The sequence below is a fragment of the Actibacterium lipolyticum genome, assembly GCF_900184935.1.
Taxonomy (GTDB): Bacteria; Pseudomonadota; Alphaproteobacteria; order Rhodobacterales; family Rhodobacteraceae; genus Actibacterium_A; species Actibacterium_A lipolyticum.
Genome location: NZ_FXYE01000002.1, coordinates 815,259 through 833,285 on the forward strand (window position 1 = coordinate 815,259; position 18,027 = coordinate 833,285).

Here is an 18,027-nt window from a genome sequence, read left to right on the forward strand (position 1 = left end):
CTTAGCTCCCTGTGTCAATCTGCAGTTCTTGAATGTGGTCACGAATGGCCATCATGGCCTTAGTCAATTTAGGAAGTTGCTTTTCCTCAAGCCGCTCGGAAATCCCGATGGCGACGATGGAACGGGTCATTCTTCCATTGGTGCCGAAGACCGGAACCGCCACGACCGTCACGCCAGAAATGTAAGTGCCCCGGTCAACCGCATACCCCCGCTCGCGGGCTTCGCGAACCTCTTCGGACCATGCCCCAAACGTCGGGGGGTGATCCCAGACAAGTTTTTCGAATTCACCTTCAAGCGCGGTTTCGTCCTGCACATTGAAGGCCGCGAATAGACGCCCTGTGGCGCTGATCAAGGCTGGAAACCGGCTTCCCATGTCGACCTGCAAACGGAACGGCATGCTTGATTGCGACAAGGCGACGACGATCATCTGACCCGGCTCAGACAGTTGCGTCGCAATGCTGGTCACGCCGAATTTCTGCGAAAGCTCGGAAAGCTTTGGCTGGATCATCGTGGAGAATGTGTTGCGCTGTAATGCCGATCTGGCCAGCGGCAGAATACCGATTCCTATCGAATAGCGTTTGGTTTTCGAATCGAAGTCCACCATCCCCTCGTCCTGCAAAACGCGCAAAATGTGCAGGCAGGTGCTGGGTACAAGATCAAGCTCGCGCGCCATCGGGTTGACCCCGACAGGTTCGGGCGAACGCGCAAGAAACCTCAATATAGCAAGCGCTCTGGTGACCGCCGGGACCTGCCGTTTCGCCGATGTTGATGTCTGATCTTTCGTCATTTTTGCCCTCGGTAAAGCCAATTTTCATTGTCTATATACAACAATATTAGCGTATTGACAATAATTGGCTGCAATCCCTACCGTTGTCAACGAACAGGAAGCACCCCCCGTGGTGATCCGAGTACGAAACTTTGGGAGGCAGACAGGAATGACCCGCCTGACGGAATTCACGTCTTATGCAGACGCGCAAAAGCACTATTCGAAGGAGGGCCTGTGGGAACTGTTCGATGGCAACCGTGAGCGGTTCAATATCGCCCACGAATGCATTGACCGTCATGTCGGCGATGATCGGGTCGCGCTGCGGATTGCCCATTCAGACGGCACAGACGAGGTTGTCACATTCGACGAAATCTCGCGCCGGTCGTCCCAGATCGCTCATTTCCTGACTGACAAAGGGATCGGCAAAGGCGAACGCGTCGCCGTGATGATCGAACCTTCATTGGCGTTCTACTGCGCGCTTTTCGGTGTGATCAAAGCCGGGGCAGTCGCGGTGCCGATGTTTTCCCTCTTTGGGCCGGACGGCATTCGCCTGCGCGTCGGCGACTGCGAGCCAGCGGTCTTTTTCACGAATGACGAAAAGGCCCCCGAAGCAATCGAGGGCGGAGCAAAGAACGTTATCGTCGTCGACCAGGCCTTTCTTGACGGACTGGTTGATTTGCCCACGACCTTTGACTGGGACACGACGGGCCGCGATCTGGCGGTTCTGCAATATACCTCGGGCACGACCCGCGCTTTACCGGCCGCCGTTCAGCACAACCACCAATCCATCGTGACCCTGATGGTCGCCGCGCTTTACGCCACAGGCATCCGTCCGGGCGACAGGTTCTTCTGCCCGTCCTCGCCCGCTTGGGGTCACGGCTTGTGGCATGGAACGCTTGCGCCGTTGGCGATGGGCGTAACGACCGGCACGTTCAGCGGAAAGTTCGACCCCGTCCGCCTGCTTAAGGCATTGCAGGATTTCAAGGTCACCAATCTGACCGCCGCCGCGACCCATTACCGGATGATGCGCAACTCTGGCGAAGCAGAGAACTTCACCTATTGCTTCGACAAGCTGTCTTTCACCGGCGAACCCATCGACTCGGAAACCGCGACCTACGTTGAGCATGTGTTCGGGACCAAGGTTCGGTCCATGTACGGCACGACCGAAATCGGCGTGATCATCGCCAACTATCCCGGAGCCGAGGATCTTGAAGTGCGCGATGGCGCCATGGGCAAGGCTGTGCTGGGCGTCGAAGTTGAGGTCCAGCGCGCAGATGGCAGCCCCGCCGCCCCCGGCGAAACTGGTGAGCTGATGGTCAAGAAAAGGGGCGAATGGTTCCCAACCAAGGATTTGGGCCGCGTTGATGAGGATGGCTATTTCTATCACGGCGGCCGCGCTGATGACGTGATCATCTCGGCCGGTTGGACCATCGGTGCGATCGAAGTTGAAGACGCCATTCTCAGCCACCCGGCTGTTTCAGAATGCGGCGTGGTCGGCGCGCCCGATCCTGTGCGGGGGCTGGTGGTCAAAGCCTTCATCATTCTGAAGGGCCAAGAAACCGAAGGCCTGACCGAAGACATTCAAAACCACGTCCGCGCCCGCCTCGCCCGGCACGAATACCCGCGCCAGATCGCGTTTGTCACCGAATTGCCGAAAACCCCAGCTGGCAAGGTCAACCGAAAGATCCTGCGCGATCAGGAAGCCGCGAAATTTGAAGCCGCGGAATAATCCGCAGCCCCGACAGACACCTCAAGGAGAGCCGAACATGAACGAAATGACACATAAAAAATTCCCCAAGATCACGCAGGAGGGGCTGGACGACCTTCGACAGCGCATCGGCGTGAAGATCGAAAAAACGGTTGAACCTTGGTGCTATGAGGCGACCCGTGACAACATCCGCCACTACGCCCACGGTATCGGCGACGATAACCCGCTGTGGTGCGACCCAGACTATGCCAAGACCACGAAATACGGTGACGTGATCGCGCTGCCCAGCTTCCTTTTCGCGACCAACCGGATCATTTCGGGTTATGTCGGTGGTTTGCCGGGCGTGCATGCGATGTGGTCCGGGGCCAACTGGAACTGGCACAAGACGATCACACGCAACATGGTGTTCCGCACCGAGGCACACCTGAAGGATCTGATCGAACACGATACGCGCTTCGCCGGTCGTGCTGTCCAGCAAATCTATCACGTCGATTTCTATGACGCCGACACTGGCGATCTGGTGGCGGACGCAGACAGCTGGTGTTTCCGAACAGACCGCGATCAGGCCCGTGAAAACGGTACCAAATACACCGAAGCCAAGGCCAAGGGCCGCCGTGTTTGGACCCAGGAAGAACTGGACGAATATTACAAATACTACGAACAAGAAGAAATCCGCGGCGCCGAAACCCGTTACTGGGATGACGTGGCCGTCGGGGATGAACTGCCCACCATGGTTAAGGGTCCAATGACGGCCACCGGCTTTATCGCTTATGCGCAAGGCTGGGGCGGGCTTTACATCCGCACGAACAAATTGGCTTGGCAGCTTCAGCAAAAGCACCCAAGCGCCGGACCTAAAAACCGCTACGGCATTCCCGATTGCCCCGAGCGGGTGCATTGGGAAGAAGAGTTCGCCCTGGAGGTAGGTGCACCCGGTGCCTATGACTACGGCCCGGAACGGACATCTTGGCTGACCCATCAGATCACCAACTGGATGGGCGACGATGGCTTCCTTCGCCAAGCGAAATGTCAGGTTCGTCGGCACAACCCCGAAGGCGACATCATTTTGATCCACGGCTCTGTCATCAGGAAGTTCGAAGAAGACGGGCGTGCCTTGTTGGAAATCCAACAACGCGCGGAACAGCAGGACGGCGAAATGTCCGCCATGGGTTCGGCCATCGTGGAACTGCCCAAGCGCTGAACCCGGCAATCGCAACGGCAAGGGAGGCAAGGCCGATGCTTGAAAAGGTTCTGACAAAAGTGGAGGACGCCCTGCATCTAGCCGGGTGTCTAAGCCTTGTCGCCGTGGCGGGCTTAATCAACGCTGACATCCTCTTGCGGATGCTCGCAAACCGCCCGGTACAGATACAGTTCGAACTAACCGAACTGTATCTAATGCCAGCGCTTGCAACGCTGTCGCTGTCGCGGGTCTTCCGCGATGGCGGCCACCTAGCGCTGGAATTCACCCCAGAGCGACTTCCCGGATTGATCGGAGGCCTGATTTCCAAGCTGCGCCTTCTACTTCCGGCGGCCTTCTTTGCCGCTGTCACAGTCATGTCCGGAAAATTCGCCTACGACGCCATTTCTCATGGGGATGTCGAATACGGGGTGATCGATTGGCCCCTTGGATGGGCCTATGCCGTGATCCCCTTGGGGTGCGGCGTTCTGGTTCTGCGGCTGCTGCACGACGCGTTGTTGAAAAGCGACTTGGCAGAGACCTGAAAAATAAAAATCAATTGGGAGGAGAAAACTATGAAAACCACAACAACTTTCCGCGCGGCGATTGCCGTTGCTTTGACACTTGGATCAACGGCCGCTCAGGCGGAAACCCTGCGCCTTGGAGATTTCCAATCGATCAGCCACATCGTGTCTGTCGAAGGCACGACCAAATGGATGGCCGCCGTGGAAGAGGCGACCGGCGGCGAAATCACGTTTGAACATTTCCCTTCACAGCAGGCCGCCAAGTCCAAAGCGCAGCTGGACGCCGTGAACAATGGCATCCTTGATGCCGCGCTGTTGGGAACACCCTATCACGCGGATGTTCTGCCGCTGAACTCGGTCGTGGCATTGCCGGGCTTCTACGGCTCTGCCGAACAGGGTACCAAGGCGCTTCAGGCGATGCTGAAAGACGGCCCACTTCGCGAGGAAATCCTTGAAACGGGCGTCACGCCAATCTTCGGCTTTGTGCTGCCGCCTTATCAGGTGCTTGCCAAGGCGCGGCTGGGCATGCCCGCCGATTGGGACGCGCAAGACATCCGCACCTCAGGCTCAACACAGGCCATGACCGCGCGGGCACTTGGTGGGGTTGGCATTTCAATCCCTGGGCCCGAAGTCTACACCGCTGTGGAACGTGGCCGGCTGGATGCGGTTCTGTTCCCGCTTGCCTCGGTGCCCGGCTACAAGCTGAACGAGGTGGTCAGCCATATCTCAACCAACGGGTCCTTCGGCGGTTACAGCTTCGTTATGGTCATCCGCAGCGACCTATTTGACGGTCTGTCCGCTGAAACCCAAGCAGACCTCATTCGCCTTGGCGATGAGTCCGCGATGCATGTGGCGCAGGCACAAGACGCATCTGTTTCCACGCTGATCGCCGAATGGAAAGCAGCAGGCATCGACACCTACATGTTCTCGGACGAAGAGCTTGCCGCAGTGACTGGATCACTTGGTGCCGTCAGTGCCGATTGGGTAGAACGGATCGCCAACGAAAAGGCGCAGGCTGTTCTGGATACCTATCAGACGCTGACCAGCAACTAATCCACCGACAAATCCATACCCTGGGGCGGCCGCCGATTGTCGCGGCCGCCTTCCATTCAAAATCTATGCGGGCCACGAATGCTGACCTTTTTCACAATACTGATCGTTTTGGCTTTGCTGATGGCCTTTCGGGTCCCAATCGCCTTTGCCATGGGCATTGCGGGAACACTGGGCCTTGCGGCGCAATTGGGGGTCCGCCCCGCGCTGGCGGTTCTTGAGCGAACGTTCTTTGACACCTCTGCGTCCTTCATCCTTGTTGCCATTCCCTTGTTCATCCTGATGGCTGAACTTCTGACAGCCGGGGATGTTACGCGGCGGGCAATCGTCGCCTGCCAGTCGTGGATCGGCCATATCAAGGGCGGGCTTGCAATCGCCACTGTTGCGGCCTCTGTCATTCTGGCGGCGCTGGTCGGAAGCTCTACAGCCTCTACCGCCGCAATGGCCGCCTCGGCCTTTCCCGAAATGCGCGCGCACAAATATTCAGACCGGCTCTCTACTGCGGTGGTCAGTGTCGGCGGCACGCTTGCTGTTGTTGTCCCGCCCTCCATCGTGCTGGTGGTCTATGGAGTGTTGACCGAAACCTCGATTGGCAAGCTGTTCATCGCCGGTATCATCCCCGGCCTACTCACCGCATCCGGCCTTGCCTTGGTAATCAAGATCATCGCGCACACCACCGATCAGGCCCCAAAGGGGGACCCTTTCGTCCTGAAAAAAGCCGTCAAAGACAGCCGTCATGTCATCCCAATGGTCCTGCTTATGCTTGCTGTGATCGGCGCGATTTACGGCGGCATCGCCTCCCCTTCCGAGGCTGCGGCGCTTGGCGTCATGGGATCGTTGCTGATCGTATTGCTTCAAGGCACGCTCAGCTTCGTTCAGTTCAACAAATCGGTCAGCGGAGCAATCCGCGCCACAGTCATGATCGTCGCCATCGTCGGGTGCTCTGCGATCTTCTCAAACTACCTTGCCTTCACCCGCATTACCCACCGCATGTTGGAATTCGTCGCAACCACCGACATGTCGCGCGAGACGATCATGGCAATCATCATCCTCGTTTTGCTGATAATGGGCATGTTCATGGATCAGCTTGCGATCTTGTCGCTTGCGATGCCGCTGGCTTTTCCCACCGCGATGGCACTGGGCTACGATGCTGTCTGGTTCGGGATCGTGGTCACAAAGACGGTCGAAATCGGCCTGCTGACCCCACCTCTTGGTCTGAACGCATATGTGGCGTCGGCCCAAACCCGGGTGCCGTTGGGAACCATATTTCGCGGGATCCTACCCTTCCTCGGGATGGAGGTCATCGTGCTGTTGGTCTTGCTATTCTTCCCCCAAATCACGCTTTTCCTACCCGAGCTGATGACCCGCTAACAAACCCGGCAAGCGAGCCAACCGACCTTGGCCCTAGGGTCATTCCCGCATGCGTCTGCCTTTCGGTAGGGCCAACCTTGGACAAAGCTGGAGAAGCTCTAAGCGCTCAGGTCATCACGTCACGATCAGACACCTCTGACGCAAGCGTTGCGCTATGAAAACAAACAGAAAAGGCCGCCCAAGACGGCCTTATCACAACGACCACATACCATGATGGCGGAGACCAAGAGTAGCCATCTTCAAAACCAGTGCTTGAGCATAGCAGCCAAGAAATCCGGAGTGAGCTCATATCCAGCTGCATCTCCGATCACAGAGTCTATGCCGCAGTGTGGGCAAAGAGCTGTTGCGCCCTCCGGATGCCATTGATCATCGCACCAATCTTCTATCTCGTCAGGAGTAAACACCGCCTGACAGTAGAAGCAGCCGCACGTCTTGCTAGCGAGAACTTCTTCCCTGTTTCTGGTCGACTTTCCGTTTGCAGCCTTCAAATCTTCAGCCATTTGATCCTCAAAAACACCACGATTTCTACTACGCAACGAATAAAAGCGAGTCTAATCGAAGAGAATTCAAAAGCAAAAAAGAAATGCATATAAACCAACAAAAACAACCCCATAAGGGGTTGAATGAATGCTAGAACAATTAAATCAAAATGGTAGGTGGCGGAGACGAAGGGATTCGAACCCTCGAGACGGTTTCCCGCCTACTCCCTTAGCAGGGGAGCGCCTTCGACCACTCGGCCACGTCTCCGTCGACCCGTTTAGCGGTGTGGCCGGGTGGGTTCAAGAGGAATTGAGCGCAAATGTTCAGGCTTTTCACACAAGAGCTTGTTTGCAGCATCCCAGCATCAACTCTTGCTTCAACCCGACCCAGCCCAAGCCCTCAAGCGGAGACTCATCTCAACTGTAATCGGCTAGTCTAATGCCCAACGGGCGCGTGGCGATTCAAATGCATGGGAAATGGCTTCGCACCCCAAGGGCGGCTTGCGCCCGCTCCAAACCGCTAACCATACAAAAAAGGGCAGCCCCCTAGGCCGCCCTTTCAAAATTGCGTCAGACGCGCAAAGATTTCCGCCTGTTACGAATTGAAGAGGAAGTGCAGAACGTCGCCGTCCTTAACCTCATACCCCTTGCCTTCGGCGCGCATCTTGCCTGTTTCCTTGGCACCCTGTTCGCCATTGGCCGCGATGTAATCGTCATAGCCAATCGTTTCGGCGCGAATAAAGCCGCGCTCGAAGTCGCCGTGGATAACGCCGGCGGCTTGTGGGGCCAGCGTCCCCTTTGCGATCGTCCAGGCGCGGGCCTCTTTCGGGCCGACGGTGAAATAGGTTTGCAGGTCCAGCAGCTCGTAACCGGCACGGATCATGCGGTCCAAGCCGGCCTCTTTCAGGCCAAGCTCTTCTAGGAACATATCAGCTTCGTCGGCTTCCAGCTGGCTGATTTCCTCTTCGATCTTGGCAGAGATCACGACGGATGCGGCACCCTGCTCTTCTGCCATTTTTCTAACGGCTTCGGAATGTGCGTTGCCCTCGGCGGCTTCGTCTTCGGCCACGTTGCAGACATAGAGGATCGGCTTGGTGGTCAGCAGTTGCAGCATGTCCCACGCTTTTTGGTCGTCGTCGGCGATTTCGACGGTGCGGGCGGGCTTACCGTCTTCCAGCACAGCCAACGCCTCTTTCAACAAGCGTTCTTGCTGAACGGCTTCTTTGTCGCCACCGCGCACCTTGCGAACGATGTTCTGAAGGCGCTTTTCGATGCTTTCCAGGTCGGCCAGCATCAGTTCGGTTTCGATAACCTGCGCGTCTTCAACCGGATCAACGCGGCCCTCGACGTGAGTCACATCGCCATCTTCGAAACAGCGCAGCACGTGAGCTATCGCATCGCATTCACGGATGTTGGCCAGAAACTGGTTACCCAGGCCTTCGCCCTTGGACGCGCCCTTAACAAGGCCTGCGATATCAACAAACGTCATCCGCGCCGGAATGATCTGTTTGGAACCCGCAATGGCGGCCAATTTGTCCAACCGCGCGTCTGGCACGGCAACTTCGCCGACGTTCGGCTCAATCGTGCAGAATGGAAAGTTTGCCGCCTGCGCCGCCGCCGTTTTGGTCAGGGCGTTGAAAAGGGTCGATTTCCCCACGTTGGGTAGCCCCACGATACCGGTCTTAAAGCCCATGTTTTCCTGACCTCCGAATGTTACACGGGCCGCTTCTAAGCAGTGTTTTGCGGCTTCGCAAGTGAATGCAGGATTCCGGCGAATTGTTCCCCGTATTGTCGACCAAACGCCGCAGTAACGAATGAAAACTTCGCTTTCTGCGCGGGAAGGATTGATTTCGCCTGCCATTTTGCGGCATTCCGGGGCGACCGCAGTGGAAGGACCCCGGATGACCCGCATCGACCGCAAATTCGCCGCCCTAAAAGAAGAGGGCAAGAAGGCTTTCGTGGCTTACGTGATGGCGGGTGATCCAGACTATGACACCTCGTTAGAGGTGATTAAGGGCCTGCCCGGTGCGGGCGTCGATATCATCGAAATGGGCATCCCTTTTACAGATCCAATGGCCGATGGCCCAACCATTCAGTTGGCAGGTCAGCGCGCGCTGGACGCAGGCCAGACCCTGCAAAAGACGCTGGATATGGCGACAGAGTTTCGCAAGACCGACGATACCACCCCGATCGTGATGATGGGCTATTACAACCCGATCTACAGCCGCGGCGTACCAAAGTTTCTGGAAGACGCGAAAGCGGCAGGCATCGACGGGCTGATCGTGGTGGACCTTCCCCCCGAGGAAGACAGCGAACTGTGCATCCCCGCGAACGAAGCGGGCATGAACTTCATCCGCCTTGCCACGCCCACCACAGATGACAAGCGCCTGCCGAAGGTTCTGCAAAATACCAGCGGCTTTGTTTACTATGTCTCGATCACCGGCATCACCGGCGCGGCCGAAGCACAGGCCGCCGATGTCGCGCCCGAGGTTGCACGGATCAAATCCCAAACCGATCTGCCCGTCATCGTGGGTTTTGGCATCAAAACACCCGATGCAGCCGAAAGCATCGCAAGCGTTGCCGACGGCGCGGTTGTCGGGTCTGCCATCGTAAAGCTGATCGAAGAAAAGCGTCCGGTGGACGAAATCTTGGCGTACGTGAAATCTCTGGCGGACGGCACCCACCGCGCCTGATCAGCCCAGCGTTACGTCCAAGATCATCATCAGGATCAGGCCAATCGTCAGCCCGGCGGTTGCCGCATTCTGATGCCCATGGCGATGGGTTTCTGGGATAATCTCGTGGCTGATAATATAGATCATCGCCCCTGCGGCGAACGACAGCCCCCATGGCAGGATCACCTCTGAGACGCTGACCATGGCCGCGCCCAGCAGCCCGCCGACGGGTTCGATCAGCCCGGTCGCCAACGCCACCACGAACGCGCGCAGCTTGCCGTACCCCTGCCCGCGCAACGCAACCGCAACGGCAAGCCCTTCGGGTGCGTTTTGCAGGCCGATGCCCGTGGCCAGCGACATCCCATTGGTCACATCGCCCCCGCCAAACCCAACGCCAACGGCCATGCCTTCGGGAAAGTTGTGGATGGTGATCGCGATCACGAACAGCCAGATTTTCGCCAATGCGCCGGGGTCGGCCCCTTCAGGCCCCGCAATGAAATGTTCGTGCGGCAAAGCCTCGTTCAAACCGGCAACCGCCAGCGCACCCAACGCGATGCCCGCCCCGGCGATCAGCGCGGCGATATTGATATTGCCATAGATCGAAACAGCCGCATCAATACCCGGCAGGATCAGCGAAAAGAACGACGCGGAAAGCATGACCCCCGCCGCGAACCCAAGCATCGTATCGTTCGCCCGGCGGGACACCTTGCGTTCTAACAGCACAGGTATGGCACCGACCCCGGTCATCAACCCGGCCGCAAGACTTGCAAGAAGGCCCATCATCACAATGCTCATACGCGCAGCTTGCGCCAGCAAAGGCGGTGGACCAAGTGCTTTTATGCGACTGCGGCATTGTCACCTAGCCCGCGCATTGGTAATGGTTTCTTACCAATGCGAAAGGTAAGCGCCATGCCCGTGATCACCAACATCGAAGACCTGCGCCGCATCTATAAACGCCGCGCGCCCAAGATGTTCTATGACTACGCTGAATCCGGCAGCTGGACGGAACAAACCTTTCGCGAAAATACCTCGGATTTTGAAAAGCTGTACCTGCGCCAACGCGTGGCCGTCGATATGGAGGGGCGTTCGACCGCGTCCCAGATGGTTGGCCAAGATGTGGCCATGCCCGTCGCGCTAGCCCCCGTTGGCATGACCGGAATGCAATGCGCCGACGGGGAAATCAAAGCCGCCCGCGCGGCCGAAAAATTCGGCGTGCCCTTCACGCTGTCCACCATGTCCATCTGTTCGATCGAGGATGTGGCCGAACACACCACCGCGCCCTTCTGGTTTCAGCTGTACGTGATGCGCGATGAAGACTACGTCGCGCGGCTGATCCAGCGGGCCAAGGACGCGAAATGTTCGGCCATGGTGCTGACGCTTGATCTGCAGATCTTGGGACAGCGGCATAAGGATTTGAAGAACGGCCTTAGCACCCCACCAAAGCCGACGCCAAAGACCCTGTTGAACCTTTCGACCAAATGGCGCTGGGGCATGGGCATGCTGGGCACCAAGCGCCGCCAGTTCGGCAATATCGTGGGCCACGCCAATGACGTGGCCGATATGTCGTCGTTGATGGACTGGACCGCGAAACAGTTCGACCCCCAACTGGATTGGGAAAAGGTCAAGGAATACAAACGCCAATGGGGCGGCAAGATGATCCTGAAAGGCATCTTGGATGCCGAGGACGCCAAGATGGCCCTTCAGGTTGGGGCCGATGCGATTATCGTGTCCAACCACGGCGGGCGGCAGCTTGACGGTGCTCTATCGGCCATCCGCGCCCTGCCCGCGATCATGGACGCCGTTGGTGACAAAATCGAGGTGCATCTGGACAGCGGCATCCGGTCTGGACAAGACGTGCTGAAGGCGTTGGCGCTGGGGGCCAAGGGCACCTACATCGGGCGCGCGTTTGTCTATGGCCTTGGCGCGATGGGCGAAGAAGGCGTGACCAAATCGTTGGAAATCCTGCACCGCGAACTGGATATCACGATGGCCCTATGCGGCCGCAAGGACGTGCGCGACCTGGACCGCGATGTATTGCTGGTGCCGAAAGGGTTCAGCGGCGACTGGGAATAATCAGCCCAACCGGCGGAACGTCAGGTAATGTGGCGTCCGCCCTTCGCGCAGGGCCTTTTGTTCATAGCGCGTTGAAATCCAATCGCCCCACGGCTCACGCCAATCGGTTGGCCCTTCGGCCAGCCATTCAAACCCACAGCGCGGGACCTGCTCCAACGTTTGACGCACATAGTCTGGGATGTCTGTCGCCACGCGGAAAATCGCGCCGGGTTTCATCACACGCGCCAAAGGTTCCAGATGTTCGGGCGTTACGAAGCGGCGGCGATGGTGCCGTTTCTTCGGCCACGGGTCAGGGTACAACAGAAACGCCCGCGCGATGGACGCATCTGGCAGCACATCCAGCATATCGCGCGCATCACCTGGGTGGATCGAGATGTTCTTAACATCTGCATTGCGGACTTTGCCCAGCAACATGGCAACGCCGTTGATAAACGGCTCGCACCCGATGATCCCGACATTGGGGTTTTCAGCCGCCTGATGCACCAGATGTTCACCGCCGCCGAAACCAACCTCTAACCACGTCTCGCGATCGTCGCCGAAAATATCGGCCGTGTTGATCGGGTTGCGGTCGGGGTTGTCTTCCCAGCTGATATTTTTCGGCATCCACCCGGCAAGGTCTTCAGTCAGATAATCCATCTGACTGTCGCGCAGGGTCTTACCCTTGAAGCGGCCATAAAAGTTGCGCCACGGGGCGCCAGAGGGGTGTTTGGTATCGGTCATGGTTGTATCTAGACGTGAAATGGCGAGCAATTTGCCCGCCATCCCTAACGTTTCACTGTGAAAGGTGCAAACGCACCCCAAGGGTTACACGGATTTCTTCAGCACCTCGACCAGATCGGTCTTTTCCCAGCTAAAGCCACCATCGGCTTCGGGCGCGCGGCCAAAGTGGCCATATGCGGCTGTGCGCTGGAAGATCGGCTTATTCATTTGTAGATGCTCACGAATGCCGCGCGGGGTCAGGTCCATCGCCTGCGCGACGGCCTTTTCGATCTGGGTTTCGTGCACTTCACCGGTGCCGTGCGTGTCAGCATAGATCGACAACGGCTTGGCAACGCCAATCGCATAAGACAGCTGAATTGTGCAGCGTTTCGCCAAACCAGCGGCAACAACGTTCTTCGCCAGATAGCGGGCAGCGTAAGCCGCAGAACGGTCAACCTTGGTCGGATCTTTGCCCGAGAACGCGCCGCCGCCGTGTGGGGCCGCGCCGCCGTATGTATCAACGATGATCTTGCGCCCGGTCAGGCCCGCGTCGCCATCAGGGCCACCGATAACGAAGGTACCGGTTGGGTTCACCCACCATTCGGTTTCGTTGGTGATCCAGCCTTCTGGCAGAACTTCGGTGATGTAGGGGGCAACAATCTCGCGCACCTGATCTTGTGTCAGATCTTCGGAACGGTGCTGCGTGGACAGAACGATGGACGAAACACCAACCGGTTTGCCGTTTTCGTAACGGACGGTCAGCTGCGATTTTGCATCTGGTTCCAGCTCTGGTTCAGCACCGGATTTGCGAACCTCTGCCAGACGGCGCAACATTGCGTGGGCGTAATGGATGGGGGCTGGCATCAAATGCTCTGTCTCATCCACGGCATAACCGAACATGATCCCCTGATCGCCCGCGCCTTCTTCCTTGTCGGAAGAGGCATCAACGCCCTGCGCAATGTGGGCGGATTGTTCGTGTAGATAGTTATCCACGGTCATGTTCTGCCAGTGGAAACCGTCTTGTTCATAACCGATGTCCCGCACACACTCGCGCGCAATATCTTCGACCCGGTCAATCACCGACTGGGGGCCACGAACCTCTCCACCGATAACAACGCGGTTGGTGGTAGCGAATGTTTCACACGCAACGCGCGAAACTGGGTCTTCTGCCAAAAAGGCATCAAGAACCGCGTCCGAAATACGGTCGCATACTTTATCGGGGTGCCCCTCTGATACGGACTCAGAGGTGAAGATGTAGTTCTGCCGAGACATGGGAAGTGCTCCATTATGTGCAAAACTGTCACGTCAGGAAGCCGTTGTGACAGTTGGGTCCACGCCGCTTACGCGCCGTATGCACAGCGGTCAACGGGAATTCTTGCGCCGCTGCGTCACAAGTGCTGCAAGTGCAACAATCAGGATGATCAGCGCCGGCCAGTCGCCTGTGCGCGAATAGACCGTTGGCGCAAGGGCTGCGGGCACGGCCACCGTCAGCTGCCCCGCCGTATTCAGCGGCAGTTCACTCAGCACACGACCCCGCGCGTTAATCACCGCCGAGACACCCGTATTGGCAGAACGCAGAACAGGCAGGCCCTGTTCAACCGCACGCAGCCGCGCCTGAGCAAGATGCTGATACGGGCCCGAAAAGGTACCGAACCACGCGTCGTTGGTGATCTGCAAAACCCAATCCGGACGCTCTGGTGGCGCGTTCACATCATGAGGAAAGATCGCCTCGTAGCAAATAAGCGGCAGCACGATACCCAGTTTGCCAAGGTCCAACACCGCCGCCCCAGTACCCGCGCCAAAACCGGAACTATTAGCGGCAAGGCCGTATATGCCCATTCGGGCGAACAAATCCCCTAGCGGGATGAACTCACCGAAGGGCACAAGGTGGTGTTTGTCATAAAGGTCGTCGATGCCTCCGTCCGGGCCAATAACCACCAGTGAATTCAGCAACGCGCCGCGGTCGCGCCGCAAAATACCAGAAACAACCGGCGTTCCGCCTGCTGCCTCTGACATCATCTTTAATACCGGTTCCGCATTGTTCAGCAGATATGGCACGGCCGTTTCAGGCCACACGATCAGATCGGGTTTCTTCGCGCTGGGCTGGGCTGTGAATTCCAACTGCCGTTCAAAGAACACGCGGATCATGTCATCGCGCCATTTCAGATGCTGCGGCGCGTTAGGCTGCAACAGGCGCACGATCGGTGCATCAGGGCGCTCTGGCATCGTTTTTGCCAATTGCGCAGCGCCTAATCCCCATGATCCGGCCACAACACACAGCGCGGCAACGGCACCGCGCCAGCCCAATACCAGCGGCAACGCAACCGTCAGCAGCGCCACAAGACTTAATCCATGCGGGCCAATCCACGATGCAAGCTGCATCACCGGCGTGCTAATCCAAAGGTGCCCGATCAAAGCCCAGGGAAACCCCGTAAAAACATAGCTGCGAAGCATTTCCGCGAAGGTCAGCGTAACGACCAAAGCGAACGCGCGGGCCATCCGCCCTGTTGCCAGCCAAGTCGCTGCATAAGACGCACCGGCCCAAAACAGCGCCATTCCGAACCCCATCAGTGCAAGTGCGAATGGGGCCATCCAACCATGGCGGGGTATATCCACCAGAAACGGCTGTACGATCCAAATCAGCGCGGCCGCGAAATATCCGGCCCCGCCCAGCCAAGCGATCCGCGCCGCCTTGCCCGGTGATTGCGCAGGTAGCACCAGTGCGATCAAGGCCGCCAGCGCGGATAACGCCAGCGGCCAGATGTTAAAGGGGGCTTGGCCTGATGCCGCCAATACTCCGGCAGCAAACGCGACCGCCAAGGTCGGCCCCCGCGCCTGCCCGTCAAGCAGCGAAGTCAGGCGCGGATGCATGACGTTAGCTTTCCTGCGCCTCGGGGAAACGCACGCGAAGGCGCTTAACGCGCCGTGGGTCGGCATCGACGACTTCGAACTCGGCACCGCTTTCGTGCGGCACGACTTCGCCACGCGTAGGAACGCGACCGGTCAACATGAAGACCAAACCGCCAAGGGTGTCGATCTCTTCCTCGTCTTCGGCATCCACAAGCTTCTGGCCGACAGCGGCCTCAAACTCGTCCAAGGGCGCGCGGGCTTGCACCAGATAGCAGCCCGGCTTTTCCTCAAACCAAGGATTGCCTTCGGCGACATCATGTTCATCTTCGATTTCACCGATGACCTGTTCAATCAGGTCTTCGATGGTCAGCAGCCCGTCAACGCCGCCGTATTCGTCGATCACAAGCGCCATGTGCATGCGTTCGCTTTGCATCTTCTGCAACAAAACCCCAATCGGCATCGACGGGGGCGCGAACAGCAATGGGCGCACCATCGGTTTCAGCGCAAATTTGCCGCTGGCCCCGTTAAACCCGTGCTTCAGCGCCACGTCTTTCAGGTGGATAAGCCCAATCGGCGTATCCAGCGTACCGTCAAACACAGGCAGGCGCGTCATACCGCTTTCGCGGAAGACCTTAACAAGATCATCCTTTGAAATATCGGCAGGCACTGCCACGATCTCGACCTTCGGGATCGCCACATCTTCGACCCGCATCCGGCGCAAGTTGCCCATGCCCAAAGGCACCGACGCACTTGCAACACCAGAGATCGGATCGCTGACCTGCTCTTCGCTGTCGTCTTGAGTTTCTGTGGCGTTAAACGCCTTGATCAGGCGACCGAACAAGCCGCTCTGTTTCATTTCTTCGTCCACTGGCGCGCTTTGCGCTGCCATAGACGAGCCGTCGGTCTCTTCGCCCATCGTTCCTTACCAAAAAACCGGGCTTGATCGCCCGTACCTATCCATATGGGTCTGCAAGCCCCAAGGTTGCAAGTATTTCTACCTCTAAACCTTCCATCAAAGCGGCATCCTGCTCGCGAATGTGGTCATAACCCAACAGATGCAGGCACCCGTGGACCAAAAGATGGGTCACATGCGCTGAAAACGCTTTACCCTGCTCCTGTGCTTCGCGGGTGCATGTTTCAAAGGCAATCGCGATGTCGCCCAGCTCTTCGGGCATTCCTTCGAACCCTGTTTCAGGGTGTTCGGGCGTGCCGCCGTCGTCTTCGGCGGCCAAATCATCAGCGGGCCAAGAAAGCACATTTGTCGCAGAGGGCTTTCCGCGAAAATCCGCGTTCAGAATGGAAATACGCGCATCGTCACAGGCCAGAAGGCTGATTTCGAACTGATCCGGCGTCAGGTCCAGCCGCGCAAGCGTGGCGCGGCACGCCTGTTCGGCCAACGCGGGCAACCCCGCGTCGGACCAACGATCATCTTCTATTAACGTTTCTACGAGGTCAGGCATCGGCCTTGTCGTACGCCTCGATGATGGCGGCGACAAGCGGATGACGCACCACATCTTTCGCGGTGAAGTAATTGAATGAAATCTTGTCGATCCCTTTCAACAGGTTTTCCGCATCGGCCAAGCCAGAATTCACCCCGCGCGGCAGGTCAACCTGTGTGCGGTCCCCGGTGATGACCATCCGTGACCCTTCGCCAAGGCGCGTCAGGAACATTTTCATCTGCATAGTGGTGGCGTTCTGCGCCTCGTCCAGCACAACGAAGGCATTCGCCAAGGTCCGCCCGCGCATGAAGGCCAGCGGCGCAATCTCGATCCGCTTTTCTTCGATCAGCTTGGCAACCTGTTTGCCCGGCAGAAAATCCCCCAGCGCGTCGTAAAGCGGCTGCATGTAGGGATCGACCTTTTCCTTCATGTCACCGGGAAGGAAGCCCAACCGTTCGCCCGCTTCGACAGCCGGGCGCGACAGGATGATCTTATCCACGTGGCCGCCGATGAACATGTTCACCGCAACAGCAACCGCCAGATAGGTTTTACCCGTACCCGCAGGCCCAATGCCAAACGCCAATTCGTTGGTAAACAATGAACGAACGTATTCTTTCTGCGCTTCGGTGCGGGGTTCGATCAGCTTTTTGCGAGTCTTAATCTCGACCTGACCGCCTTTAAACATCTCTAGCTGGTCACCGTCACGTGTGCCGGTCCCATCGCCAGAGTCGCCCAACCGAATGGCGCTGTCGATATCGCCTGCATCGACCGTTTTACCGGATTCCAGACGCGCATAGAGTTGCTGCAAAACCGCCGCGGCCTGCCCGCGCGCATCGCCATCGCCCACAACGGCAAGCTGGTTGCCCCTGCGAATGATGTTCACACTAAGCTTATGTTCGACCTGTGCGAGGTTGCGGTCAAATTCGCCGCAAAGATCAATAAGAAGGCGGTTATCAGGGAACTCCAAAAGAGTTTCATGAACTGCTTCGCTGTTCGGCGGGGGGGTCAGAGCGTTGATGCCCAAAAAAGACTCCGTTTGTTAAAGCCTACATAGATATGGTGGCAATCAATGCGCGAATACGCAAGCGATAGCAGCAAGGTTTCACGCAATTGAAACAAAAAAGGCGACGTGAACGCCGATTTGCAGGGTTTTTCAGCAGTAAATTTCGCAAGATAAGACCAGCGCACAGATCAGTGAACGCCCTGCCCCGTTTCCCAAATC

At 57.8% G+C, this 18,027-nt stretch carries 17 protein-coding genes, 1 tRNA gene and 1 riboswitch; of the genes, 7 read left to right on the plus strand and 11 right to left on the minus strand.

Annotated elements, in window-relative coordinates:
• Position 1: 1 nt before the first annotated feature.
• The gene (locus COL8621_RS12650) at positions 2–787 is read right to left on the minus strand and encodes an IclR family transcriptional regulator (protein ID WP_093967702.1); all 786 of its coding nucleotides are present in this window, start codon (positions 785–787) and stop codon (positions 2–4) included.
• Between the two features lie 148 nt (positions 788–935).
• On the opposite strand from COL8621_RS12650, the gene COL8621_RS12655 reads away from it, so the two are divergent.
• The 5 genes from COL8621_RS12655 to COL8621_RS12675 all read left to right on the plus strand — a co-directional run bounded on the left by COL8621_RS12655 (position 936) and on the right by COL8621_RS12675 (position 6,593).
• Positions 936–2,495, plus strand: a complete 1,560-nt coding sequence (locus COL8621_RS12655) for an acetate--CoA ligase (RefSeq protein WP_093967703.1) — start codon at positions 936–938, stop codon at positions 2,493–2,495.
• A gap of 37 nt (positions 2,496–2,532) precedes the next feature.
• Positions 2,533–3,672 carry an FAS1-like dehydratase domain-containing protein gene (locus COL8621_RS12660; RefSeq protein ID WP_093967704.1) on the plus strand — a complete coding sequence of 380 codons (1,140 nt, stop codon included), beginning with the start codon at positions 2,533–2,535 and terminating at the stop codon, positions 3,670–3,672.
• A gap of 35 nt (positions 3,673–3,707) precedes the next feature.
• Positions 3,708–4,193: a TRAP transporter small permease gene (locus tag COL8621_RS12665; RefSeq protein ID WP_093967705.1), complete on the plus strand. Its 486-nt coding sequence runs from the start codon at positions 3,708–3,710 to the stop codon at positions 4,191–4,193.
• A gap of 30 nt (positions 4,194–4,223) precedes the next feature.
• Positions 4,224–5,225: a TRAP transporter substrate-binding protein gene (locus COL8621_RS12670; protein ID WP_093967706.1), complete on the plus strand. Its 1,002-nt coding sequence runs from the start codon at positions 4,224–4,226 to the stop codon at positions 5,223–5,225.
• A gap of 78 nt (positions 5,226–5,303) precedes the next feature.
• On the plus strand, positions 5,304–6,593 hold the full coding sequence (locus COL8621_RS12675; protein ID WP_093967707.1) for a TRAP transporter large permease: 1,290 nt from the start codon (positions 5,304–5,306) through the stop codon (positions 6,591–6,593).
• 239 nt (positions 6,594–6,832) lie between these two features.
• Here the strand turns inward: COL8621_RS12675 and COL8621_RS12680 are convergent, their stop codons facing one another.
• The 3 genes from COL8621_RS12680 to ychF all read right to left on the minus strand — a co-directional run bounded on the left by COL8621_RS12680 (position 6,833) and on the right by ychF (position 8,765).
• Positions 6,833–7,093: a cytoplasmic protein gene (locus COL8621_RS12680; protein ID WP_093967708.1), complete on the minus strand. Its 261-nt coding sequence runs from the start codon at positions 7,091–7,093 to the stop codon at positions 6,833–6,835.
• Positions 7,094–7,250: 157 nt separating this feature from the next.
• Positions 7,251–7,340: transfer RNA gene (locus tag COL8621_RS12685), tRNA-Ser, on the minus strand.
• 327 nt (positions 7,341–7,667) lie between these two features.
• A complete protein-coding gene (gene ychF / locus COL8621_RS12690; protein ID WP_093967709.1) occupies positions 7,668–8,765 on the minus strand; it encodes a redox-regulated ATPase YchF in 1,098 nt (365 codons plus the stop codon).
• A gap of 208 nt (positions 8,766–8,973) precedes the next feature.
• Here ychF and trpA point away from each other — a divergent pair, with 208 nt between their 5' ends.
• Positions 8,974–9,765 (plus strand): tryptophan synthase subunit alpha, encoded by a 792-nt coding sequence (trpA, locus tag COL8621_RS12695; RefSeq protein WP_093968566.1) that lies wholly within the window; start codon positions 8,974–8,976, stop codon positions 9,763–9,765.
• Here the strand turns inward: trpA and COL8621_RS12700 are convergent, their stop codons facing one another.
• Positions 9,766–10,527 carry a ZIP family metal transporter gene (locus tag COL8621_RS12700; protein WP_093968567.1) on the minus strand — a complete coding sequence of 254 codons (762 nt, stop codon included), beginning with the start codon at positions 10,525–10,527 and terminating at the stop codon, positions 9,766–9,768.
• Positions 10,528–10,653: 126 nt separating this feature from the next.
• Between COL8621_RS12700 and COL8621_RS12705 the strand changes: the two genes are divergently transcribed.
• Entirely contained in the window at positions 10,654–11,817 is a 1,164-nt protein-coding gene (locus tag COL8621_RS12705) for an alpha-hydroxy acid oxidase (RefSeq protein ID WP_093968568.1), read from the plus strand.
• On the opposite strand, the gene trmB is transcribed toward COL8621_RS12705, so the two are convergent.
• From trmB to COL8621_RS12735, 6 genes are all read right to left on the minus strand, one after another.
• Entirely contained in the window at positions 11,818–12,537 is a 720-nt protein-coding gene (trmB, locus tag COL8621_RS12710; protein ID WP_093968569.1) for a tRNA (guanosine(46)-N7)-methyltransferase TrmB, read from the minus strand. It lies immediately after the preceding gene.
• Positions 12,538–12,621: 84 nt separating this feature from the next.
• A complete protein-coding gene (metK, locus tag COL8621_RS12715) occupies positions 12,622–13,788 on the minus strand; it encodes a methionine adenosyltransferase (protein ID WP_093967710.1) in 1,167 nt (388 codons plus the stop codon).
• A 6-nt stretch (positions 13,789–13,794) separates the two neighbouring features.
• Positions 13,795–13,844: riboswitch (SAM-SAH riboswitch) on the minus strand.
• Positions 13,845–13,878: 34 nt separating this feature from the next.
• The gene (gene lnt, locus COL8621_RS12720; RefSeq protein WP_093967711.1) at positions 13,879–15,387 is read right to left on the minus strand and encodes an apolipoprotein N-acyltransferase; all 1,509 of its coding nucleotides are present in this window, start codon (positions 15,385–15,387) and stop codon (positions 13,879–13,881) included.
• 4 nt (positions 15,388–15,391) lie between these two features.
• Positions 15,392–16,282, minus strand: coding sequence for a hemolysin family protein (locus COL8621_RS12725; RefSeq protein WP_093967712.1), 891 nt, complete (start codon positions 16,280–16,282; stop codon positions 15,392–15,394).
• 37 nt (positions 16,283–16,319) lie between these two features.
• Complete coding sequence (gene ybeY, locus COL8621_RS12730) at positions 16,320–16,826, minus strand: rRNA maturation RNase YbeY (protein WP_093967713.1); 507 nt, start codon at positions 16,824–16,826, stop codon at positions 16,320–16,322.
• A complete protein-coding gene (locus COL8621_RS12735; protein WP_093967714.1) occupies positions 16,819–17,829 on the minus strand; it encodes a PhoH family protein in 1,011 nt (336 codons plus the stop codon). Before COL8621_RS12735 ends, ybeY begins: the two co-directional genes overlap by 8 nt.
• Positions 17,830–18,027 lie beyond the last annotated feature (198 nt).